Below are 22,712 nucleotides of genomic sequence, written 5' to 3'. Positions count from 1 at the left end.
GAGCCATCTATGATCGTTCCATGAAAGTACCAATTCCGGGATTCAAGGGGGTCTACTACGACACGAGCGCCGAGAACACGGCTGCGACGGTCGCGCTCACAGCGGCCGGGCGGAAAGCGCCGAAACCGCACGGATACGCCGTCCAGTTGCTGCCGTACCTGTGGTCGTTCGATGTCGACCTGCAGGAGGTCCCGAACGACCACCCCATCCAGTATCTCCACCCGGAGGGTGCACAGAGTCTCGCTGAACTCGCGGACGACCATGCCGGGCGCGCCGCCGGCACCGACTTCGAGACCGTCCTCCGATTCGCCTGGGAAGTAAACGCGGAAACCGAGGCCGCGGCCAAGCGCGTCTTCGGACGCGAGGACCCGTCCACGGACGGCGTCGTCATCGAAATCGAAGACGGAACCGTCGACGTCGACGGCGACGAACTCGAGACCGACGAATTCGATATCGATGAGGAGGACAACGAATTCGACATCGACGAGGAGGCCAACGAATTCGACATCGACGAGGAGTCCCGCGAGTTCGACACCGACGAAGAGCCCGGTAAGCGGTAGACTGCTCTCGAGGACCGACGCTGTTTGGTAGTGGCCGATTGCGCCCGAAGCCGTCTCGAGCGACCCTGTTTTTAATCCTCCAGTCCGACTAGCCAGCTATGCGAATCGTCACGACCCTTCCGTCGGCGACCGAGATCGTCACCGCGCTCGATCTCGAGCCCGCGGGGGTCTCCCACGAGTGCGATTACCCGCCGTCAGTCCGATCACTGCCGTCGATTACGGCCTCGAGCGTCGACCCCGACGCCGCGAGTTCCGAGATTGACCGACAGGTGCTCGAGTCGGTTGCGGACGGCGACGGGGTTTACGACGTCGACCTCGAAACGCTCGCGGAACTCGACCCCGATCTCGTTCTCACGCAGGGGATCTGCGACGTCTGTGCGGTCGACGAGGTGGTGATCGAGGAGGCCATCGAGCACATCTCCGCCGAGGCGGAGATCCTGACGACCGACTCCCACACCGTCGGCGACGTACTGGGTGATATCGAGCGCGTCGGCGAGGCGACGGGGCATCCGACGCGAGCGAGTCACGTGGTCGACGACCTCAAAGAGCGCATCGACGCGGTTCGGTCGCGAGCGAGGGACGAACCCGACGATCCTAGCGACGGATCCGACGACGCGGCTTCGCGTCCACGCGTCGCCATCTTCGACTGGACAGACCCCGTCATGATCGCGGGCCACTGGACGGCGGAACTCGTCGAGTGGGCCGGGGGCTCCTACGGACTGGCCGATCCCGGCGAGCGCTCGAGACCCCGCGAGTGGGAGGAGATCCGCGCGTACGATCCCGAAGTTATCGTCGCCGCACCCTGCGGATTCGACCTCGAGCAGACGGCCGCGAACCTCGAGGACCTAACCGGACTCGAGGGATGGGACGAGCTTTCGGCCGTCGAAGCGGGACGTGTCTGGGCGATGGACGGCAACCACTATCTCAATCGACCCGGCCCGCGGCTCGTCGACACGCTCGAGGCGCTCGCCCCGATTATTTCGCCGGACCTGTTCGAGGGTGCTCCCGAGGAATCAGTTGCGCTCCCGCTCGAGCGCCTCGAGGAAGTCCCGGCGTAAGCCGTTACTCATGAATCAAATCGGCTTTCTTCGAGACAAATGATCGAACTCCCAGCCGACGTCCGCGAGCAAATTCTGGCGGCCGCTCGAGCCGGCGCGCCGAATGAAATCTGTGGCGTTCTGGGCGGGTCGTTCGACGCCGATTCCCGCCGCGTTTGCTCTCACTACCCGGCCGAAAACGCCGCCCGGAACACCCGAACACGGTACCGACTCGATCCTGAAGAACAACTCGAGATTTTCGATCGACTCGAGGCGCGAGGCGAGGAAATCGTCGGGTTCTATCACTCCCACCCGCGGGGGCCGCTTGAGCCGAGCGACACGGACAGGGAGTTGGCGACCTGGCCCGATCGGTCGTATCTCATCGTCTCGCTCGAGGCGGACGGTTCGGGCGACGAGGGCGGGGACTCGAACGGAGACGACTCGAGCGGGGACGACGATTCGAACAGTGAGGGCGACCCGAGCGCTGAGAACCTCCGGCGAGCGCGGCTCGGTTCCTGGCGATGGCGCGACGGTGCCGATGGTGGAGCGACCGACCCCGATGATAAAGACAGATCCGGTGAGGAAAACAGATCCGGCGACGAGAAAGACAGACCTGACGACGAGGGATACTTCGAGCGCGAACGGATCGTCCTCGAGTAAGATTTCGTAGGATTTGCGTTGTTTCGGTCGGGTTCGTCCCGATCTCAAAGTTCCGCGATCGTAATGCCGTCCGGTTGGAGCACGACTCCCACGCTGTCGGTCGGCCCCTGGAAGACCTCCGAGTGCGAGGCGACATCGTCGACGCCGACGCCGACCTCGAACTGACCGCCGTCGGGAAGCGACGGGAACTCCCGCTGTTCGCCGTTCGCGAGCTGGAGGTCCTCCTGGAACACGACGCCGTTGGCGTCCTTTACCTGTATCCGGACCGTCGAGTCCCGCGGCAGTCCGTTCTCGACGATGACCGACCCGCCGCCACCGACGACCCCCTGAACGGCGCTCTGGACGGTCGATTGCGCCGTCGCGATGCGGCGTTTGAACGCCTGTGGATCGTCGCGGTATTTGAGGGCGACCACGCCGACGAGCAGGAGGCCAACCAACAAGAGCGGGAGAGCCAGCGAGGAGAGTCGATCGAGGAGCGACGTTCCGGAGACGTCGATTTGTGTGCTCCCTTCGGCGGACTCGCCCGCGGTCGCAGTTTCGTTGTTCGCCGTCATTCCGAACCCGTACTCACCGTCTTCCTCGGGCGGCTCGATATCGGCCGAGACCGTTTCCGAGTCGCCGGCATCGAGCGTTACGTTCTCCTCGGTGACCAGTTCGCCGTCTAGCATGAACTGGATGGTCTGGGTGTCCGAAATCTCGCCCGTGTTCGTTACGTTTCCGCTCATGGTGAGTCCCGAACCGGCGTCGTCCGCTCCCTCGAGTTCGACGGCTTCGACCTCGAACACCGGCCGATTCGTCGTCGCCGTATCGGACGAATCGCCCGCCTCCGCCGTCACTTCGATCTGGGAGGATGCGTGATCGGTCGGCTCGAAGGTAAATTCCGCCTCGATCGTTTCGGATGCGTTCACCGATAGTTCCCGGGATTCGGTTCCGTCGGATTCCACGCTGGCCGGATCGTCGACGGACACCGTGACGTTCACCACCTCCGGCGTGTCGCCGTCGTTTTCGATCTCGACTACCGCCTCGAGGGATTCGTTCGACGCGAACGGATCGTTAACGCTGACATCGGTCGTAACCGCTCGAGCGAAGTTGACAGTGTCACTCCGGCCGGGCGTTTCGACAGTTACGCTCGTCACCGGAACGGTGTCCTCGTCGAGTTCCGTCGCGAACGTTACGTCCGTCGGCGAGCCGTCCTCGACCGTCACGTTCGTTTCGTTCGCGACCGAACCGTCGACGAGGAACGTCGTCGGAACGTCGGTTTCCCCGCCCGGAACGTCCCCGTCGTAGTCGATTTTCGTCTCGACCTCGAGTTCTTCGGAGAGGTTGGCGGCCGGCTCGTTGGTGATGTTCGCGGACATGCTCTCGTTGTGGTCTCCCCGTGAGACGACGCGAACGTCGGCTTGTTCCGAGTTCGAGTCGCCCGGAACTTCGACTTCGATGTCGAGTTCCGAGCCGTCGTCGCTGCTCGTCTCGTAGACGAACTCCTCGCTCGTCGTTTCGGTGGGGGCGAGATTCAGGGCCGTCGATTCTTGCTCCTCGCCGTCGACCGAGAACGTCGCCTCCCGATAGCCCAGGTCCAGTTCGCCGAAGCGCTCGAACTCGGCCTCGACCACGAGATCTTCGCCCGCAACCGGTTCGTTCGTCTCGAAATTCGTGATCGCGATTTCGGCCTCGGTGACGTTGATCGACTCCGTGAACTGCTCGGAGCCGATCTCGAATCGTAGTTCGTCAATCTGATGGTCGCCTTCCTCGAGGTCGTAGTCGAAGGGTTCTAGGTCTGGTTGGCTGCCACCGCTAACGTTGATGATCCCCGCTCCTCCCATCGAGACATCGTCATAGCTTCCGCTGGTATCGACACCGTAGAGGTTCGCTTCAGTTTCTACTCCGTTGAACCCTTTGTTAGTCACGTCAACAGTGATCGAGAGTTGTTCGCCCTCAGAGGTTTCGTCGCCTCCGTGGAATTCGGCTACGAACGTGCTCTCCTCGTAGTGTTCGTACTCGACTTCCGTTCCGCTAACTTCGGCCTGTTCTGCCCCATCTTCTCTATCAGCCTTGACGATTCCGTCATCCTCGTCAACGTATAGCTTATCACCGTCCCCATCCGTCGTTTCGATCGATCCGTCTTCGGTAACCTCGGTCTCAACATCGTCGCCAACGGTGACAGGTGTACTGTCTCCATCGTCTAGTACGACAGGGGTTCCGGAAGCAACCACGACGGGTTGTCCTTCGACTGTTACCGTGGGATCTATCGGTGTTTCGTCGGCATCGGCATATTCCCCACTGACGATATCTCCATCGAATGTAACGACGACGTTGTGGTCGTCGTAGTCCGAATCGTCGAACGGTTCTTCAGCGAGGAGCACCTCTATTTGAGTTCCGTTCCCGTCGGCAAACGACTCGAGGTCGCTGGCGGCGGCATCCGAAGACCCGGCCGCGACCCCGGAACCCGCACCCAACACGAGTCCGAGGAGTGCGAAACCGACCGCGAACGCGGCAAGTGCCGCGAGCGCAGATCGAGTTCCTCGAGCGAGACCGTTTCGAAGTACGTCTCGATTCGGTCGTGTTGATCGGACGCGTGCAAAGAGAGAGGTATACCTACCGAAACTGACTAGCGAGTGCGAGAGCGGATTCGTTTTCATCCAAACGACACCAATCGTATGTTTCAAACTGTTTGGATGGGGTATTGAAATACTCTCTGGGCGATTATTATATACTAACTGATGTTTTGGGCTCGGACGGCCAACGCGCTTTTCACGTAGTTGGTGCTACGCTGACGTATAGATGTCACGGGAAGCCGGCTCTCCCAGCAGGGACGCTGACGACGATCTCGAGTTGGAATTCGATTCCGGATCGTCACGAGCAACGCGAGCGACGCAGTCGAAACGCACGGCTCGATCGGATCGAACGCTCAGCCGTCGAGAAGCGTTTGCGGCCGCCGGAACGCTGTCGCTGGGTGCGATTGCCGGCTGTCTGAGCTCCGTTCCCGGCCTCGAGGGCGACGGGCAGGAACTGGTCGAACCGACGGATCCCGGTGACAATCCGGACGGGACTCCGGAGGAGTTTCACTACTGGCTCGAGACCAACGGTATCACCGTCGACGAGCTCTATTACGATCAGGCGGAGAACGATTTACACCTGTTCTACGAGTCGACAGCGGACGAAGAGATCGAATCGAACGACGAAATCGTCATCATCACGCAGGTGTACACCGACGGCCTCATCGAACACGGCTCCGATATCGAGAACCTGTTCACGGAAGTCCGAGGCGGCTTCGACGGGCAGGCCGACGGGTGGGGAATCCAGACGGAGTGGGCCGACCAGTATCTCGCCGAGGAAATCTCCTGGGAGGCGCTGTTCCAGACGATTATGCAAACCAGAGATTACGGCGATGCTGGTGAAATCGGTGACGACGATTCGCTAAACGAGAGCGATCTCTCGGAAGACGACGTCGGCGACCTTTCCGACGGTGGAAACGAGTCGACCGACAGCGAAAGCGAATCGAGCGACGGTACCGAAACCGGAGACGACGAGTCTACTGACGAGAACGAATCCGACGACGGAAGCGATTCGACGACAGATTCGGAAGGGAACGAAACCGATGCAGAATGACGTTTCGAGCTGTGTTCGGGCGGTTCGCCGTTCCATTGGGAATACTACCATTCCAAGTGCGTTGAAAATCAACGGAAACAGTAAGTACAGGTGGGGGAGATAGTTGGCCATGCATCGGCTGGTGGGACATTCCCCTCGAGGAAGGTGAAAACGCAACAATGACGCTATTCGAACTCGAGCGGAACGCGGAATTCGAGAAACTCGTCGAGCATCTCGAGACGAGCTCGAATCCCAAGGTACGGAGCCGAACGGCGGAGATACTCGGTAGTCTCGAATCCGAGGAAGCCGACAGTCGGTTTCCGAGACAGGATATCGTCGACGCGCTGGTGGCGGCGGCGAACGACGACGAGAGCCAAGCCGCACGCGCCGCCGCGATCGACGCCCTCGACCAGTACGGACAGGAGGCTCTAGAGCAACTTATCGGGGAGATTATCGGCCAGAAACTCGAGGACGTTGCGGAGTGGAAAAAGGCCCAGGCGCTCGCACAGAGCCTGGACGCCGACCGACCGGAACTGCGGATGGCCGCGGCGACCGGCCTCGGCCGAATCGGCGAGGACAACGTCGTGAGGCCGCTGGTCAACCAGTTGAACGACCCCGATCCCAGCGTGCGAAAACGCGTCGCTCGAGCCTGCGGTCGCATCGGAGCAGCCGAAAGCGTTCCCGGCCTCTCACAGCTCCTCCACGAGGATCAGTACGACGTTCGCGTCGAGGCCGCCTACGCGCTCGCGGATATCGGGACCGACAACGCGATCCGCGAACTCTCGAGCGTTGCCGATGCGGAGGACGAGACTTTGCGACGGATCGCCGTCGACGCGCTGGGGCGACTCGGAAGCGTCGAGGCGGTCGGTCTCCTCGCGGAGGCGTTGCGCGACGACTCCGAGACGGTCCGCCGGACGGCGATGTTCTCGTTGGTGCAGTTGCTCTCGGAAGCCCCGGCGGACGCGAGCCACCAGGTTCGCGAAAAGATCGTCGGCGAGTTAGAGCAGGCCAACGCGAGCGAATCGGTCCAACCGCTGGTCGACATCTTAGAGCAGAGTACCGAGACCGCCCAGCGCCGGAACGCGGCCTGGTTGCTCGGTCGGGTTGCGGATACCGAACACCGGAGCGAGGCCCAGAACGCGTTGATCGAGACGCTTGGCGACGAGGATACGATGACCTCGAAGTTCGCCGCGACGAGTCTCTCGATGCTCGACGGGAACGAGTTAGAAACGCGTCTGCTCGACCTCGTCGAGAACGGCCACGTCGACGTGGAAACTCGCGTCAGAGCGTTGTTCGTCCTCGGGAAAATCGGCGGGGATCCGTCGCGCGAGCGACTTTCGGGGTTCGTCGATCGAGTAGAGAACGACCGACTGCGCAAGCGCGGCTTCTCCGCGCTCTCGAAACTCGGCGGTGTTGGCGCACCGACCGGTGACTTCGCATGAGCAAATCCGAGACGAAACTCGCCGACGTGACGGGCCAGTTCACCCAGGTCGTCAAAGACGGCCGAAAGCTCTCCGATACCGACTGGTCGAACGGACGGATCGTCCTCTCGAACAAGCGACTGGTGATCGCGAGCAACAGCGGGAAACAGACGATGCCGCTCGGACAAATTCAGTCGATCCGCGGCCGGTACGACGTCAACCAGACGATCGCGAAAGTTTCGGATTACATCAGCATCAACGCCGGTCAGAACGTGTTCCTGGTCTCGATGGGCGAGGTCGAGGCGTTCGAACTGCAGATCCAGAAAGCGATTCTGGACGGCGAAATCGTGCTGGTGAAACATCCCGCGGTGAAAGGCGGAGTGGTTCAGGACTCCTCGTGGAAGAAAGCCCGCGTTAAGATCAACGAGGGCGTCGCGAACTTCGCCGTCGAGAACGGCAACTTCGTCCAGATCGAAGTGGACGACGTCGGCACGGTCGAGAACGACGAACGCGGGGTTCGAGGCCAGGAGCGGCCGGTTATCGAGGCCGAACACACCGAGGAGGGAACGAGCGTCCAGACGTACCTCTCGGGCGGCGGCCAGAACTGCGCGATGCTCAAATCCGTCCTCGACCGCGGGGCCGAGAAAAACGCCTCCCAGATCGACCTCTCGAGTCAGGAACAGGAGGTGCTGATGGCGATCTACTCGGGCGTCTCGCCGTTCGAGGTGCCGGAGTTCCTCGATATCGACACCGACAACGTCGAGGAGATGTACGAACGCATGATCGAACTCGACGTGTTAGAGGAAGTCCGCGTCCGCCGGGAGGTCGCGTTGAAACCCCGCGGGCGAAACATCGCGAGCGAGTCGATGAACAACAAGTAGCGCGCGGGTTGCCTTCCGACTCGAGCTGTTCTCGGTCACTCTTCTTTCCACTCGCCGGGTTCGGTCCCGTGTATCTCGCCTTTGGCCTCTCGGGCGCCCGGCCACTTCGCGAGCACGACGAGACCGAGATAAAAGAGTCCGAGTAACCCGGCGACCGCAGTTCCCGGAATGCCCGGCAACTCGGCCGCTTCCGTCCACTGGGCTTCCGGGGTGAACAGCGTCACTTTCGCGACCCACGCGACGCCGAGAACCCCGAACAGGAGCGCGTAAATGCGCCGCACGCGTCGGGACAGCGCCTCGAGCGCGCTGACTTTGAACGTTGGGGAGCGCAGATCGTCACCCAGTTCCTCGCGCCACCGGGGATGTTCGACGCCGGTCGGATCGAGGGCGTTCGCGAAGACGTTTTCCTGGAAGAAGCGCACTCGAGATCGGTAGACGTCGTAGAACCGATACCGCCGAACTTCGAACGAGAGGAAAATCGAGAGGATAACGATGCCGACCAGAAGCAGGTACGCGGGCATATCCGGGCTCGAGAAGACGACCGAAAGTAGCGCCGCCAGAACCGTAATCGCCCAGTTCGTCGTCTGGTCGATCCGATCCTGGGCGGTCGTCGCGTGGGCCACTTCGCCTCGGTAGTAGTGTGGGAGGGCGTCGAGGAGCGATTCCGCGTCACCGGCGATTTCGGCGGCGATCTCCTCGTCTTCGCGTTCGAGGGGCTCGTCGGTGCGATGATCGTCGTCGGGCATGTAGGCTGATTCGAGACGGACGGCTAAAATCCCGTAGCGGAATTGTGAGAAGTCGGAACTGTCTGCTCTTCGGAGACACTCCGTAGGTGATAGTCATCTCGAGAGAGTGGCGTTCGCCGATCTACGGGCCGATGAGTGCGGCGTATCGAAGGTCACCCTTCGTTTTCAGCGAACGGCTTTTCACAGGCACACTCCTTGTTTTCAGTCAAAGGAACGGTTCGTTAGTGGCCCACGATACTTCTATTTCAACGTGAAGGTGAGAGACGGTGCCTAGTGGTCTTCCCTGCTTTCGAGAAATAGGTTTCTGGGACCGTCTCGTTCTTCAGGTTGCTCGTATCCTCTGAAGTACTGTTATACACGATTACACGTTCTTCTAGAAGCCGATAAACTCAAATAAACGAAAGAGAGATTCTTCCCTACAATGAATCGGAGACTCCTTCTCGCCAGCGCTGGGACGGTAAGTTTCACGGGTTTTGCAGGCTGCCTGGGCCTTACTGGACTCGACGAGCATTCCTCGGAACCAGGCGGTGTCGAACAAAGCGTGCTTGAGGAGACGGAGTACGAAAGCGTCGGCATTGAGGAGATAGTCGTCGAAGAGGAGGTTGATTTAGTGCTCTACGAAGAGAGCGTGTCCGTCACCAATCAGCTAACCGAGTACGAAAAATCGGTCGATATGGGACCGCTCGGCGATCGGCGCGGTGCCGTCTTTCTCGTGCTTACGACGCCACAGGTGAGCGTCTTCGGTCGAGAGTTCAACCCCGTTGAGGAGATGGATGCCCAAGAGTTAGTCGAACTCGTCGAAGACAACTACGATGACATCAGTAACATCTCACGCGAGGAAGACGATGATGTCATTATTCTCGATCAGGAGACGGTTCAGTCGCGATTCAGTGCCGACGCGCGATTTGACGGGCAGGACGTCGACGTCTATCTTCACGTGACCGAAGCGATCGAGAGCAATGACGACCACCTCGTGACTATCGGTGTCTATCCGGAGCCGGTGCGGATAGAAGAGGAAGAGAACGTGCTCACGCTTATGGAACGTGTCATCGAAGAGTTCGATGAGGCTGACGGCGGAGCATCTCCTACCGAGTCGGGCGACGAATCGAATGGCGACAGCCAGGAGGACGATATGGTAGATGATGACTCCGTCGACCTCTGAGACCGTTACCGTCCCGAGCGATACGGCTCTGCGATTCTCTGGGCGCTTCCTGTTGTCTACGGAAACGTCACCGGTTTTTCGTCGCGATTGAGGTTTGAGTTGGGGAACTCGGTGAGGAAGGGTTTCGGAGCCGCCTCAGAGAACGTTATATATTGTCCTATGTTGATGTTTTAGACTGCCAATTATCTCAAATGGACTATATTCTTACTTATAGGGCTTATGGCCCTATTCGGCTGAACATTCATGTCTTTCGAATATTTTATACGAAGCTCTTCACACAGTGGTCGTATGGACGTTCGCGTCGGGATAATCGTTTTTCTCGTGATGGGTGCGGCCGTGGTGGGTGGACCGACCGTGACTGCAGACGCCGCCCAATCGGATCCACTAGTCTCACAACCCGAGGACATCGACACAGACGAAGTTCGAATGAACATCGCGGTCGAATCCGACGGATCGGCTGCGTGGACGATCGAACTCTGGGTTCACCTCGACGATGCCGAGACGATCGATGCGTTCGAATCGCTCGAGGACGATATCGACGAGGACCCAGCCACCCACACACAGGAGTTCGCGGATCGGATCGAGACCACGGTCGACGGGGCGAGCGTGACAACGGACCGGGAGATGTCAGCGAACGACTTTCAGGTCGAGACTGACCGCCAATCGTTCGCACGCGAGTACGGCGTCATCAGCTACTCGTTCCAGTGGACGGGCTTCGCCGGCGTCGAAGACGATAGGGTGCACGTCGGTGATGCGATCGACGGAATCAATATCGACGACGGAACGCGGTTGTTGATCGAATGGCCCGAGGGACACGACCTCGAGTCGATTTCCCCTGACCCTGACGATCAGCGCCACCAAGCGGCGCTTTGGTACGGGGGCGAAACCGACTTCATCTCCGACGAGCCGAGTCTCGTCGTCTCGTCCGCCGACGAGGGACTGAGCACCGTAGTCGCCGCAGTCGGTGCTGGGGTCGTCGGTGTGGTCGTGATCGGTATCGGCTGGTGGTATCGAACTCGTCGGGGTGAGTCCGAGCGGACGGTTGCCGATAGCTCGCCCGCTGAATCTGCAGATGAGACGTCTGATAGCTCGGACTCCAGTGCCGAACCGTCGCCCCTCCCACCGGAGCTCATGAGTAACGAGGAGCAACTCCTGCATTTGCTCGAGGAAAACGGTGGGCGAATGAAACAACAAGCGGTCGTGGAAGCCCTCGACTGGACGGACGCGAAGACGAGCAAGGTCGTGAGTGGCTTACGAGAGGAGGAGAACCTCGAGTCGTTCCGACTCGGTCGTGAGAACGTGCTTTCGCTTCCCGATGAGACTGAGGAGGCGTCAGCCGACCAATCGACGTGACGTTTTGTGGTCTCCGATTGACAATCAGGCGAAGATCATCGTCTGTCCGGCGGAATCGACAGCAGACAGCGGAACGAAAACCGAGTTAAACCGTCGAAAACGTCGTTGAACCGCCGATAGTATCGTGATAGTCTATTAGTGGAGGATGTCTGGGGTCGAGTACAATGAGCAAAATCACACCGATCGTGCTGGCCGTGGCACTCGTTGTCTCGCTGGCTGTACTGCCACTGGGGGCAGCGGGGGCCCTTGCGGATGATCCCGACCAAAGCGAACAGGTCGAGCAGGAATCGAACGAATCTATTGCCCCCGGCGAACGGCTAACCGGCGTTATCGGAGTGCAGGAAGCCGAGATCGACGCTGAGGTCTCGGATCGTGCATACGGTATCAAGATTGCGAGCGCTCAGACCAACGAAACGAAAGCGGCCGTCGTTGGCGAGCAACTCGAAAACGTTGACGAACGACTTGCATCCCTCGAGGAGCGCCAGGAGACGCTCGAAGCGGAGCGCGAGGCTGGGAACATTAGCGAGGGACAGTACCGAGCCGCAGTTGCGACGATCGAAGCCGAAACCCGAACCGCAGACCGACTGGCTAACAGTACGGCGACCAATGCGAGCGAAATCCCGGCGGACGTACTCGAAGAACGCGGTATCAACACCAGCGCTATTCAGGAACTCAGCGACCGTGCGAACGAACTTAGTGGGCCAGAAACGGCTGAAATCGCTCGATCAATCGCTGGCGATTCGGTTGGTCACTCGGTTGTGAGCGATCGGGCCCCAGGCGGTCCAGTCGACGCTCCGAACGAGGGCGTCGACGGGAACGAAACGCCGGACGTTGCTGGGGACCCGGCTGGCCTGGAACGAGAAAACGGCACTGATGACGCTGCGTTTGCTGGCCCCGAGAACGGGGCTGCTGAAGAAACTCCCGGAGAACAGGCCGAAGATAGCGATGGGGACACGGTCGGAGCGGAAGACGCTGACGGGAACGAATCCACGGATGGCGGTTCTGACGGTGAATCCTCGAGTGAAGACAACGGCGGATCCGACGCATCCACCTCGGGCGGCAGTTCGGACACTCACCCTTCCGATAGCGGCTCTAGCAACGCGCGACCGGCACTCGCCTAAATCATGCGGGGAACAGTCGCTGTGGTGGGATTGGTGTCGCTGGTTCTGTTGAGTGCAGTAGCCACACCAGTTGCCGGCTCGAGTGGCGTGCAGAACATTTCCGGCCCCGCGGACACCGAGGGGCCGACTATCCACGTCGAACTTTCCGACGAGGGTGATGCAACAGTGACGCTCGTTTCGGTCTACGACGTTACCGATTCGGACGAACGCGAGTCGTTCGAATCGATTCGAGCGGACGAGGAGACGCAGGCCGAACTACTCGAGCGATTCACCGATCGGTTGGAAACCGTCTCGGCTGAGATCGACACGTCCGACAATACGTCGATTGCCGGGGACGAGGTCACCCTCCGGTCCGCTGACGACCGCGGTATCGTGTCGCTCTCGGTAATCTGGCACGAGCTGGCGGCTGTCGATGGTGACTCGCTCGTCGTCGACGAACCGTTTGCGAGCGGTTTCGAGACCGATCGGCCGCTCGTCCTCGAGGGCCCAACAGGGTCCACACTCGAGTCGTCGACACCCGAACCGACCGTCGCGGACGGCGAACGGGCGATGTGGGAGACGGAGACCGAACTGGACGGATTCGAAGCGGTCGTCGCCCCGGCGAGCGAGGAATCCGAGAATGAGGTGTCCGACGGCGAGGAGACCGAGTCTGATGGGACACCCGGGTTCGGCGGAATCGTTGCAGTCGGTTCGATCCTCGTTCTCCTCGGCCTTCGGTTACGGTAACTCGAGTCGCTTTCAAACCCCTTCGGGTGTGATCTGTTTACCGAAGCGGCGGAGTCCGTCTGCACCCGCTGAGATTGTGAGAACGGGATCGTCGGAAGGGAGCTACTCGAGCAGGTTCCCGCTCACGCGACAGCCACACGGACCCGCGGTGTGGTCGGCGGGGCCGGTGCTGGTCACTCGAGTAACGGGTCGGCCACAGCGGGGACAGAGCGGGAATGGACAGTCCGCCGGGTCCAGGTCCGTCTCGTCCGCCCAGTCGGGGGCCGAATCGGGGGTGCCCTCGAGGTCTGACTCACGGTCGGCACTCGAGTCGCGTTCGGAGTCGCTCACGTCGATATCACCCGCGGGCCGTCGGCAGTGACGACCAGTGGGATCTCCCGAATCGAGCACCGGACCGCCGTTTTCGGCCCGCCGGACTCGAGGACGCGCTCGAGCGCCTCGGGGTCGATTTCGTCGGCCAGCCGGTAGGCGTCTCGCGAGAGTCCGTGGGCCTCGAGCGTTTCGACGATTTCGACGACGAGCGGTCGACTCGAGGCGGTCATCGAGTCCCACCTTCGGGGACCGATCGGCGGGAACGCAACCGCTCGAGGGCGCTGGTATCTGGTATTCGATTCAGGTGTCGGACGGGATGTTTAAGCCCGCGGAGAATGAATCCGAACATGGTTGACAAACCCTCTCGGGTTTGGAAGCCACGTCTCGGGTGCTTCTACCACCCGGGGCATTTCAATACAAAACGCCCCCGTGTGCGGAGTCCATGACTTCCATTTGGGCCGATGTGCTGTAGTGTCATATAATTACTGTTATGGAGTGAAAATAATATCTGGTCTTCCTGAACGTTCGAATCTCGGATAGGCGTTTCCGCCTCGAGAGCTCACGTTTCAGGTGGAGCTCACCTCGCCCTGTGGGAACGCCTACCGTGGCTACGTCTTGCGGTTTGGGAACCGTTCTCGAGTGGAAGCGAACGGGTTCGAATCGGGGCGTAATCGGTCGCGTCTGCTTTTCTGAGATCGGGTCTCTGCGCTCGTCTCTCCGTACAGAATTCGCTCGAGAATCGAATACGCGACCGGCGACCGGTCACGCGGATGCCGGCGATTCGGAGGGGTCGTCGAACATAACGCGAGATACTGTCATGACACGGATGGCGCGTCACAACAGCTATATCGATACAGAGCGAACGGGAAGGCAAGATGGCGACGAACAACGACAAAATCCAGTTCCGGGGGAAAGCTGAAAAGGAGGCGACACAGATCGTCGATCAGATGCGCCTCGGCGGGATCAACACCAGTGAGCTTGCTCGACAGGGCCTACAGGAGAAACTGCGAGAAACGCTTTCCGACGAGGAGAAAATCACCCTCCATCAGCGGTACAAACGAGGAGAGCTTTCCGAAGAGATTGCAGAGATCCTGTTGGGCGATGCGTTGGAGGAGATCAAGCGCGAACGGACGGCCTTCGAGGAGGCTTCGGAGCTTGATACTTCCAAGAATAAGGATGGTAGGCAGTAGTTGAAGCGAGTCAAATCCGGAACCCTGTTCTGGTGCGTTCACATTATTTGAACCTATCGTGATTGTTACTGGTCTTCGGATGACTCGTATTAGATTCTTGCTCTCTACCAGTAGATAGTAGCGTAATTTCTTTATTCAGAAATGTGTTTGAAACCGAATCGGGTAGTTCGGTAACTACGTGTGCGTCCTTACTTGCCTACACCTGCGACTGCTCTGTCTCCTCCTTCGCGTTCTGCACGATTTCGTCTTCAACGATCTCCGACCCGGAGCGGTCCTTATCGGATTCCGCGATACCCAGAATCGTCTGAATCCGGGGACTAAACCCCGGATCCAGCTTACTGAGCCCCCGTTTGAGCCCATCTGCCACCTCTTCCCCAGCATCTGTGAGTCGGAAGATGTGCATACGGTCGTCCTCTTCCAGTTCCGCGAGGTCAAGGTCCTCCAGTGACTGCATGATCTCAGTGAAGCCTGGGTCGGTCGGGCCCCAACGTTCCCTCGTGAAACCCCAGTCTTCCTCTTCAAGTGCGTTCACTCGATACTTGTAGAGGACTTTCTGGTACTTCAGTTCCCCATCGATCTCTCCATCGAACTCATCGAGCATGAGGAGATGAGGGTGGTTCTTCCCCTCTTCGTCCTTCATTATGCGTACCTCCCGAGAGATGCCTGAATCCGCTGCCGAGTCAGCTTTCCAGTCTTCGGGAACTCCTCCAGCATTTCTTCGTTGGAGGATGTGCAGATGAATTGCTCGTCACACGACTGGATGAACTCAAGAAGGTTTTCCCGACCTTCCGCGTCGAGGTTCGAGAAGGGTTCGTCGCAGACGATTGTCGACCACTCAGTCGCTCCCGCTTCTCGGACGAAGCGATTGTACGCAACTGCAAACGAGATGTTCATGAAGGAGATCTCCGCATCGCTCAGGTCTCCCGCTCGGTCGTACTTTCGGGGCCCCTCAGACCCAGGAATCTCGATGTCCCCATCTTGCATCATCTGGATCTCTAATCCGATCTCGCCGGCCATCTCCTCGAAAACCTCTTGCCATTCTTCGGAGAACTCATTGATCTCGGCGTTGACGCTCTCCTCCCGCATTTCTTTCACCTCGTCCTTAGCCTCCTCCAGACGTTCCTGTGAGGAATCCAACTCGTCTTCCAGTTCCTCAATTTCGGTTTCTCTCTCCGAGATTTCCTCCTCGGTCTCATCGATGCTCGACTGATAGCGTTCCAGTTGCTTTACGGTTTCTTCGACGATAGTGGAGAAGTCGTACTCATTATTTCGGATGACTCGCTCAATCCGGCCGTCGATGTCGCCCAGTTCGGGTTGCTCCTCTCGAATGTTGGCAATCTCTTCGTTGACTTCTTCTAGCTCAGATGCGATCTCCTCCAGTACTTCCTCGATTTCTTCTAGCTCTTCTTCGGAGCGGCTGATCTTCTCATCGACATCCGCCTCTAGGTCGTCGCTACGACCGTCGACGGCACAGAATGGGCAGCGCCGCCCCAAGCGACTCTCCGCTAAGTCCGTATCGACGTGGCCGCTACAGGCGGGACAGACGAAGTCGTTGACCGCTTCAGCGATGATTGCGTTCCTCTCCGACTCTCGGTATCGTTCCCACTGCCTCTTATCCTTCCGCTTACTTCTCTGCTTGCGCTGGAGGAAGTCCTGCTTCTTAGACAACTCGGAGAGTGTTTCTTGAAGCTCTTCGTCAGACTCTATTGTCTCAATGATGTCTTCGAGTTTCCCGGACTCTGCAAGCGACTTTATTTGTTGGAACTTTTCTAATTGATTTTCGTCGCTACGAAGGTTGTTCTCGCGCTCGCGCTTATCCCCCCGATCCCGACGTAGACTCGCCTTGATTTCTGCGATTCGTTCTTCCAGTTGTGAGATCTCTTCCTCAGTCACCTCGATACTCTCTTGGGTGTCTTGATCAACTGCCGACCGAACGTGATCTAGCCGAGCGTCTTCCGAAAGCCGCGAAAGCGGCATCCGTTCGATATGGGTATGGACGAAGTGGTTTTTGATCAGATCCGTACTTGAGACCTCCGTGGACAGATCTTCCGCTAGCCAGTCTGCGAGCTCTTCCTGAGCCTCATCTTCACTCTTTTCGGTATCGTCTTCCCTGAATTGCGCACCCAGCTTACCTCGGCGGAACTCGACTCCGTCGGTGAATCCAAGGCTTACGTTGTTGTTCCGGCCAGTGGACAGATCGATCGTTTCTTGTGGTCCAAGAAGATTGTACAGAATCGCGTTGAATGTGAGAGTCTTCCCGGTGCGATTGCCGCCCTGAATGAGCAGATTCTCTCCCTCAATATTCGTATGTTCGAATCCCCCGTACTCCTCTTTCGCAAATTCCCGAGAGTAAACATCTCTTACTTTCATCTATTCGAACATTACGGGGGTCATTAGAATAATCTTCCTTATTTTTATAATCGGCAAGCTACATAGTATAACAATAGAGAGGCCAGTAATTGTGAGAAGCCCGAGAGTTTCCAGTGGGTCTGTTAGCAGGTAAGCATGGATTCCGGATGCCGTGGCAACAAGCAACCCAGAATAGAATAGACAGGTGTATTGGAAGACTTGGCCGTCAAACTTGTCGAAGTCATCTTTCTTATCTTCATTGTCAAAATAGAAATGTCCCTGATCATTCTTTTTGTTGATCTCTCTCTTCGCCCGGACAATGATTGGAAACGAAACAAAGAATATTGCCTGCTTGCTGAGCAATTTCAAGATGAGGCCAAACATGAAGCCGAAAGCTGCTGCTGCAAGTACTAACTCGTTTCTGGCGATATTTGGAAACCAGTATTTTCCAGTAGAGTAGGCAAGAATAGACACAACGGTTCCCCCGGGCCCGGCTTGTGTAATGATACGGATCAGAGACACACTACTTGGTTGCTATGTCGACTGGCTTATTCTTGGCTATGATAGACTGCGCTAAGAAGCCCTATGTGCTGAACGACAACTACGTGTGCTTTTGACCATGGGGGTGGTTTAAACTTCAACAAAAATAATATATAGTAATTCAATAATTATGTATGTGGATTGACTCCTTCTATTTAGTACCTTTCAGGAGTATTCTCTGGTAATGGATTCGGAGGACGAAGAACTCATTCGGCTATTTACAGATGCCACTAATCGGGAAGTTTTGACCGCTCTCACTGATGCTTCACACGGACTTTCTGTGACCGAGATTTCTGAACAACTCGTTTCGGAGGACAAAGGGAACATCGAGCAGATGGTTATCTCGCTCCATCACAACTATCTGCCTCGGCTTGACGAAGTAGGGCTGATCAAATACGACCGCGATGAAAACATCGTCACCAGCGAGAACTGCTTGGCAAGTGACGTCAAGTGGATGGACATAGACGTACTCAATGACCAGATCTCACGTTCAAAGCGGGTCGCAGAACAGACGAAAGCACCGTTGGACGACTGGAAGGGCGCGAAGCCGTGTACGACTACTGCCGGGGATTGGCTGATAGAGCCGAGGATAAACTGCTTCTGATTTACGGTTCTGATGAACTCCTCGACGAGGAGTGTCTCCCCCATGCAGAGAGAGCTATCGAACGAGGAATTGAACTTCATGCCGGAACGAAAAGCCGAGAGTCGCGGGAGTTTTTCCGTGATCGTCTTCTAGAAGCGACGATTTGGGACCCCCAGATGGACTGGATGTACGAACAGTCGCGTTATCCTAAGGTAAGTCGTCTGATTGTTGCTGATCGGGCGAAAGTCGTTGTTGGTCTGTGGGACGAAGATGCTGATGGGACGAAAACGGAGATCGGAATGGCCGGTGAAGGAACGACTAATCCCTTGTGGTCCTTGTCCGTGAACTACTCGGTCCTCGATTAGACCATCTCGATTACCAGAGTGACGAATTCCTTGGAAGTCTTCCGTTTGAAAGCTGACCACCAATATCCGCTGCGAGGAATGAGTTCGATAACTGCTTTTCCTATACTGAACGCGAGTTTCACGACCCACTCTGAATAAAGAACCCGTATTATCAACTACTGCTACTATGCTCCGCGTAGTGCTATTTCAAACGTATTCCTGCGAGTAGTGCAGTAATGCGCTCTCAGAAAGAAAGCGGTTGCACCTTCTCACGAGGCTGCGGTTGCCGTGTTGCTCCCCTCTGGATCGAACGGGAGAGTGATCACGAGTTCGTCGAACCAGATGACCGGGCGTTTGCTCTGCCCGTCCGCTTCAAAAAAGAGGATGTTCAGCTGGGCAAGCCGGTTGAGTTCTTCGTGGACGTTCTTGATGTCCCGATCAACAACCCGTGCGGTCTCGTTGATGCTGGCTGGCTCTTCGTGACGAATGGCCTCGATAAGATCGAGAACACGCGGTGTCAGCGTCTTCATAAGCTCGTCGTAACTCGTGAACGAGAGCGTCGGCGTGGAATCCACTGCGTCGCCTCGTTCCAGCGCCTCGATGCCGTCGGCGACGTCGTCGTGGAACTCGTCGGACGATTTCACGGTCACGACGAGCGTTGATTCGGCTCGAAGCTGTTCGCGCTCCATCGGGTGCAGCGGCGGCGTGGTATCGTTCATAGTATCACCGTGGAGATGGCCTCACTCGAGCTCGTACTCGGTTTTCGGAATGTCACTCCAGAACCGTTCCCAGCGTTCGACCATTCCCGGAAACTCGAGTATCTCTGGTTCGGGGTCCGGTGCAACGTGCAGTTCGTGCCCTTTCGTGTCTTCGTGCGAATTATCCAGTCGACGAATCGTCCCATCAGCAAGCGTGCGAGGTGGGTGCCATCGCTTCGCTCACGCCATCGAGGTCATCGTCGGTCACTGAGGCCATCCTCTCCTATTGGTACAGAGGCCAATGCAATAAGGCCATTGGTCGCAAGAACAATACCTGTCTTCCTCCCCCCACTACTCGCCGGATTCCTTTCGCCAGTCCCGTCTTCGTCGATACTCTGCCTCTATAGGATCGACCGACGAGACCTGTAGTCCGTTTCGTCCGCTCCCTGCTCGAGGTAGCCCACATCGCGCTCGAGCGACCCTGTCGTTGGTCCGATACGTTGCTCATCCACCGCGTCGATGGATCAGTGTGCTGTGCAAAACCGTCATGTCAGTTCCCACCAGTTATGGGAATGTGCCAAAAGTAGATTCGAACGGACGAGTCGTCCTTCCGCAGGAGCTTCGAGAACGGCTCGGGATGACGCCCGGGACAGAGGTAACGATTTACGAGGAGAGCGGAACGGCGGTCGTCGAACCCGAAGATACCCCCGAACGGAGTATCGAACGCATGGACCGTCTCGTTGCGGAAACGGCTTCAGAAGACGGGGAGACGGCCCCGGTTGACGACGGTGGTGATCCAATTGCTCGGAAGCATCGGGCTGTTGTTCGAAGCGGCGCAGCAAACACTACCGACGAGTGATGCGACGTTGAATTTCGAGCCGGCGGCTCGTCGGCGTGCACTCGAGATCCAGAAGACGGGTTCGACCGGCGGTACTCAGGAGTGGGTTTCGTCCGAGTTCTGCTTGAGGTAGCTCACGTCGCGCTCGAGTTCGTACCCGCGCGGGACGCCGATGTTATCGAGACAGCCGTCACAGATCGGCTTCGCGTACGTGCGATTGTTTCGTTTCCCCAGTACGTTGACGTCGTCCAGCGACGTGAGTTCATCACAGCGACTACACTCGACTTTGGTTCCGTCGATGATGTCCATGCTCGAGAAATTCAGGCCAGTGGGCTTAAGTGTCCCGTCCGAATTAATTGATGGATATTTTATGGTATGGCCGATCGGCAAGTAGAACTAAATAGGAAAACGCGACGACGGCAAGTAGATTTAAGGTATAACGCCATCGGCAAGTAGAGTTATATAGTGTCAGATATGGCGAATAGACTTAATACAGGTTAGTTAGAAATCGTTGATACGTTCCGGCAGTTCCCAGCGGAGGCACACACGAACTTCGGGGGTGGTGCTGGACGCAAACACAACTAACAATGTTCGAACGAATCACAGACGAAGAAGAACGCGGTCAGGTGGGTATCGGTACGCTCATCGTGTTCATCGCGATGGTGCTTGTCGCAGCGATTGCGGCAGGTGTACTGATCAACACGGCCGGTCTTCTCCAGTCGCAGGCGGAGGCAACGGGTCAGGAGAGTACAGCACAGGTTTCCAACGTCGTCCAAATAGAATCAGCTACGGGTCAAGTAGCTGGCTCCGGGGATCTTCTCCAGAGCGTTGATGTTAAACTGGCTGATGATGGCACTACTGCAGATGACCTCACTACTGCCGATAACATCGAAGTGTCAGATGGTGGCGGGAACGTATTAGCATCTGGTACTCATACAGAGGTTGAGGATCAATTGGCCGGTAGTGATCTGACTGATACTGATACGATCTCAGTTACTACAGATGCCGCTGATGAGTCTAGTTCGAGTGACGTTGACTCGAGCTATGTGAATGAAGATGGAGAGCTAATACTCACTGCAACACAATACGATGAAACAAACAACAATCTCGTAATTGAAAACCCGCTCGAGAGCACAATTGTCTCAGTTTACGACCAGACTGGCGCAATTAGCTCCGTTGATATTACCAGCGATGATCTTAACCCTGGTAGTACGGATCTTCAGGCAGACAATGTGGATCTCGGAGATCTCACCAGCGGCGACAACGAGATGATAGCTACCGTTGATGACGGTGGCGAGTACGATACTGAGTCAGCCACGCTTGAAGTCGACGCACGGGCGTTGAATAATCCAATTCACGTTGTCGAAGATGGAGATGGAGGTATCGCTCTCGAGATTGACGCTCAGTACGAAAGTGGAAGCGGAACCGGCGACTACATCGAGAGCGCCTCGCTGATGGTCTCGCTCGGACCCGGTGCTGACGCAGTCGACCTCGAGGCAGCAACGTTCGAGTACGTTGGCGAAGAAACCGAACGTGGACAGGCAGCCGACCTCGATAATCTCGACATCGAGGATCTGAACGGAAACAGTCTTGACGACGGCGATCTCGACGACGCTGTTCTCACGTCTGACGACCGATTCCAAATCGAACTCGAACTCAACGGTGGGGGTAACGAAGACTTCACGCCGATTGAAGCAGGTGGCTCCGCCGAGTTCCGTATCGTAACCGCGGATAACGCACAGACCACCGAGGTCCTGATGGCACCGTCGACGCTGACGTCCGACGCAATCAGTCTCTAAATCGGCTTTAGAGACCTCGCGGGTAATTATATTTATTGATGCTCGAGACGGCCACTGACGAAGATAGACGCGCGCAAGCAGGCATTGGAACACTCATCATGTTCGTAGCGATGGTGCTCATCGCCGTCGTCGCGGCGGGTGTTCTCGTGAACACTGCTGGCGTCCTTCAGTCACAGGCCGAAGCGACCGGGCAGGAGAGTACGGCACAGGTTTCGAACACCCTCGAGGTGTACACCTCGGTCGGGACCCTCGACGAAAACGGACACATCGAGACGGTCGATATGACGGTCAGTTTAGGCCCCGGCTCCAACCCCATCGACCTCGGGAACATCGTCATCGACTATCTCGGGCCGAACGACCACGCCTACGTCAAAGGCGAGCACGTCGCCGTCGACGGCTCCGAGGGCACGGTGCTCGAGGACGGCTCCGACCGCGGGACGATCACGCTCGAGCTCGAGGAGAAAGCCCGCCCGCTCGAGCCGGGCGACGGCGCGGCGATTACGATCATCACCAACGACGGGGCCCAGATCAGCCGGGAACTCATCGTGCCGACCACCCTCGACGGCGAAGCAGGCGAGAAGATCCGCCTCTAAGTGAGACTCGTGTCTGAGTTGGGCCCGTGCCTGAGTTGGACCACTGTCCGAACGGGGCCCCTTCTTTTGAGTTGGTAATTCGACGCTGAGGGTGATTCCCCCTCGAGTTGAACCCGCCTCTCCGGTAGCACCGCCCTCGAACTCACTCTGCGTGGTTCGGTTCGACTCAACCCACCTAGCGAGCGCCGGGGCGGCGAGAATTGTGACCGAC

At 57.8% G+C, this 22,712-nt stretch carries 24 protein-coding genes and 2 pseudogenes; 16 read left to right on the top strand and 10 right to left on the bottom strand.

The features are described from left to right. Positions 1-20 precede the first annotated feature (20 nt). From ACZ5C7_RS06455 to ACZ5C7_RS06445, 3 genes and pseudogenes are all read left to right on the top strand, one after another. A complete protein-coding gene (locus ACZ5C7_RS06455; protein ID WP_464375529.1) occupies positions 21-560 on the top strand; it encodes a hypothetical protein in 540 nt (179 codons plus the stop codon). 98 nt (positions 561-658) lie between these two features. After that, positions 659-1,618, top strand: a complete 960-nt coding sequence (locus ACZ5C7_RS06450; protein WP_464375528.1) for a cobalamin-binding protein — start codon at positions 659-661, stop codon at positions 1,616-1,618. Between the two features lie 39 nt (positions 1,619-1,657). Next, positions 1,658-1,996: pseudogene (locus ACZ5C7_RS06445) on the top strand (desampylase); the annotation flags it as partial. 305 nt (positions 1,997-2,301) lie between these two features. On the opposite strand, the gene ACZ5C7_RS06440 reads toward ACZ5C7_RS06445, so the two are convergent. Continuing rightward, positions 2,302-4,896 (bottom strand): COG1361 family protein, encoded by a 2,595-nt coding sequence (locus tag ACZ5C7_RS06440; protein ID WP_464375527.1) that lies wholly within the window; start codon positions 4,894-4,896, stop codon positions 2,302-2,304. Between the two features lie 142 nt (positions 4,897-5,038). On the opposite strand from ACZ5C7_RS06440, the gene ACZ5C7_RS06435 reads away from it, so the two are divergent. The 3 genes from ACZ5C7_RS06435 to ACZ5C7_RS06425 all read left to right on the top strand — a co-directional run bounded on the left by ACZ5C7_RS06435 (position 5,039) and on the right by ACZ5C7_RS06425 (position 8,147). Further along, positions 5,039-5,866, top strand: coding sequence for a DUF8159 domain-containing protein (locus ACZ5C7_RS06435; protein ID WP_464375526.1), 828 nt, complete (start codon positions 5,039-5,041; stop codon positions 5,864-5,866). A gap of 158 nt (positions 5,867-6,024) precedes the next feature. Next, positions 6,025-7,287: a HEAT repeat domain-containing protein gene (locus ACZ5C7_RS06430; protein WP_464375525.1), complete on the top strand. Its 1,263-nt coding sequence runs from the start codon at positions 6,025-6,027 to the stop codon at positions 7,285-7,287. After that, entirely contained in the window at positions 7,284-8,147 is an 864-nt protein-coding gene (locus ACZ5C7_RS06425) for a CheF family chemotaxis protein (protein WP_464375524.1), read from the top strand. Before ACZ5C7_RS06430 ends, ACZ5C7_RS06425 begins: the two co-directional genes overlap by 4 nt. A 35-nt stretch (positions 8,148-8,182) precedes the next feature. On the opposite strand, the gene ACZ5C7_RS06420 is transcribed toward ACZ5C7_RS06425, so the two are convergent. After that, entirely contained in the window at positions 8,183-8,893 is a 711-nt protein-coding gene (locus ACZ5C7_RS06420; RefSeq protein WP_464375523.1) for a DUF2270 domain-containing protein, read from the bottom strand. Between the two features lie 421 nt (positions 8,894-9,314). On the opposite strand from ACZ5C7_RS06420, the gene ACZ5C7_RS06415 reads away from it, so the two are divergent. From ACZ5C7_RS06415 to ACZ5C7_RS06400, 4 genes are all read left to right on the top strand, one after another. After that, a complete protein-coding gene (locus ACZ5C7_RS06415; RefSeq protein WP_464375522.1) occupies positions 9,315-10,055 on the top strand; it encodes a DUF6517 family protein in 741 nt (246 codons plus the stop codon). 288 nt (positions 10,056-10,343) lie between these two features. After that, positions 10,344-11,408: a helix-turn-helix transcriptional regulator gene (locus ACZ5C7_RS06410; protein ID WP_464375521.1), complete on the top strand. Its 1,065-nt coding sequence runs from the start codon at positions 10,344-10,346 to the stop codon at positions 11,406-11,408. A 164-nt stretch (positions 11,409-11,572) separates the two neighbouring features. Further along, the gene (locus tag ACZ5C7_RS06405) at positions 11,573-12,529 is read left to right on the top strand and encodes a hypothetical protein (protein WP_464375520.1); all 957 of its coding nucleotides are present in this window, start codon (positions 11,573-11,575) and stop codon (positions 12,527-12,529) included. A gap of 21 nt (positions 12,530-12,550) precedes the next feature. Then, complete coding sequence (locus ACZ5C7_RS06400) at positions 12,551-13,255, top strand: DUF7345 domain-containing protein (protein ID WP_464375519.1); 705 nt, start codon at positions 12,551-12,553, stop codon at positions 13,253-13,255. Positions 13,256-13,357: 102 nt separating this feature from the next. Here the strand turns inward: ACZ5C7_RS06400 and ACZ5C7_RS06395 are convergent, their stop codons facing one another. Next, positions 13,358-13,585: a hypothetical protein gene (locus tag ACZ5C7_RS06395; RefSeq protein ID WP_464375518.1), complete on the bottom strand. Its 228-nt coding sequence runs from the start codon at positions 13,583-13,585 to the stop codon at positions 13,358-13,360. Next, positions 13,582-13,797, bottom strand: a complete 216-nt coding sequence (locus ACZ5C7_RS06390) for a hypothetical protein (protein WP_464375517.1) — start codon at positions 13,795-13,797, stop codon at positions 13,582-13,584. Before ACZ5C7_RS06390 ends, ACZ5C7_RS06395 begins: the two co-directional genes overlap by 4 nt. A 645-nt stretch (positions 13,798-14,442) precedes the next feature. Between ACZ5C7_RS06390 and ACZ5C7_RS06385 the strand changes: the two genes are divergently transcribed. Continuing rightward, positions 14,443-14,757: a DUF8065 family protein gene (locus tag ACZ5C7_RS06385; protein ID WP_464375516.1), complete on the top strand. Its 315-nt coding sequence runs from the start codon at positions 14,443-14,445 to the stop codon at positions 14,755-14,757. Positions 14,758-14,953: 196 nt separating this feature from the next. Here ACZ5C7_RS06385 and ACZ5C7_RS06380 read toward each other — a convergent pair whose 3' ends face one another. From ACZ5C7_RS06380 to ACZ5C7_RS06370, 3 genes are read right to left on the bottom strand one after another with little or no spacing between them, the layout of a single operon-like run. Further along, complete coding sequence (locus ACZ5C7_RS06380) at positions 14,954-15,397, bottom strand: hypothetical protein (RefSeq protein WP_464375515.1); 444 nt, start codon at positions 15,395-15,397, stop codon at positions 14,954-14,956. Continuing rightward, positions 15,397-17,127: an ATP-binding cassette domain-containing protein gene (locus tag ACZ5C7_RS06375; protein WP_464375514.1), complete on the bottom strand. Its 1,731-nt coding sequence runs from the start codon at positions 17,125-17,127 to the stop codon at positions 15,397-15,399. The genes ACZ5C7_RS06380 and ACZ5C7_RS06375 overlap by 1 nt, the downstream gene beginning before the upstream one ends. After that, positions 17,128-17,628: a hypothetical protein gene (locus tag ACZ5C7_RS06370; RefSeq protein ID WP_464375513.1), complete on the bottom strand. Its 501-nt coding sequence runs from the start codon at positions 17,626-17,628 to the stop codon at positions 17,128-17,130. It lies immediately after the preceding gene. 202 nt (positions 17,629-17,830) lie between these two features. Here ACZ5C7_RS06370 and ACZ5C7_RS06365 point away from each other — a divergent pair, with 202 nt between their 5' ends. Together ACZ5C7_RS06365 and ACZ5C7_RS06360 are read left to right on the top strand one after the other, a co-directional pair. After that, positions 17,831-18,250, top strand: a complete 420-nt coding sequence (locus tag ACZ5C7_RS06365) for a DUF7344 domain-containing protein (RefSeq protein ID WP_464375512.1) — start codon at positions 17,831-17,833, stop codon at positions 18,248-18,250. Continuing rightward, the gene (locus ACZ5C7_RS06360) at positions 18,196-18,594 is read left to right on the top strand and encodes a hypothetical protein (protein ID WP_464378495.1); all 399 of its coding nucleotides are present in this window, start codon (positions 18,196-18,198) and stop codon (positions 18,592-18,594) included. Before ACZ5C7_RS06365 ends, ACZ5C7_RS06360 begins: the two co-directional genes overlap by 55 nt. Before the next feature lie 248 nt (positions 18,595-18,842). On the opposite strand, the gene ACZ5C7_RS06355 is transcribed toward ACZ5C7_RS06360, so the two are convergent. Beyond that, positions 18,843-19,292 carry an HVO_A0114 family putative DNA-binding protein gene (locus tag ACZ5C7_RS06355; RefSeq protein WP_464375511.1) on the bottom strand — a complete coding sequence of 150 codons (450 nt, stop codon included), beginning with the start codon at positions 19,290-19,292 and terminating at the stop codon, positions 18,843-18,845. Between the two features lie 21 nt (positions 19,293-19,313). Beyond that, positions 19,314-19,496 (bottom strand): annotated as a pseudogene (locus tag ACZ5C7_RS06350) (toxin-antitoxin system TumE family protein); the annotation flags it as partial. 349 nt (positions 19,497-19,845) lie between these two features. Between ACZ5C7_RS06350 and ACZ5C7_RS06345 the strand changes: the two are divergent. Then, positions 19,846-20,130 (top strand): AbrB/MazE/SpoVT family DNA-binding domain-containing protein, encoded by a 285-nt coding sequence (locus ACZ5C7_RS06345; RefSeq protein WP_464375510.1) that lies wholly within the window; start codon positions 19,846-19,848, stop codon positions 20,128-20,130. A 75-nt stretch (positions 20,131-20,205) separates the two neighbouring features. Here the strand turns inward: ACZ5C7_RS06345 and ACZ5C7_RS06340 are convergent, their stop codons facing one another. Continuing rightward, entirely contained in the window at positions 20,206-20,418 is a 213-nt protein-coding gene (locus ACZ5C7_RS06340; RefSeq protein WP_464375509.1) for a hypothetical protein, read from the bottom strand. Positions 20,419-20,696: 278 nt separating this feature from the next. On the opposite strand from ACZ5C7_RS06340, the gene ACZ5C7_RS06335 reads away from it, so the two are divergent. Together ACZ5C7_RS06335 and ACZ5C7_RS06330 are read left to right on the top strand one after the other, a co-directional pair. After that, positions 20,697-21,908, top strand: coding sequence for an archaellin/type IV pilin N-terminal domain-containing protein (locus tag ACZ5C7_RS06335; protein ID WP_464375508.1), 1,212 nt, complete (start codon positions 20,697-20,699; stop codon positions 21,906-21,908). A 38-nt stretch (positions 21,909-21,946) separates the two neighbouring features. Then, complete coding sequence (locus ACZ5C7_RS06330; RefSeq protein ID WP_464375507.1) at positions 21,947-22,501, top strand: archaellin/type IV pilin N-terminal domain-containing protein; 555 nt, start codon at positions 21,947-21,949, stop codon at positions 22,499-22,501. Positions 22,502-22,712: the final 211 nt, after the last annotated feature.

The organism is Halostagnicola alkaliphila, from assembly GCF_055379965.1.
This window is presented reverse-complemented; position numbering and strand designations above follow the sequence as displayed.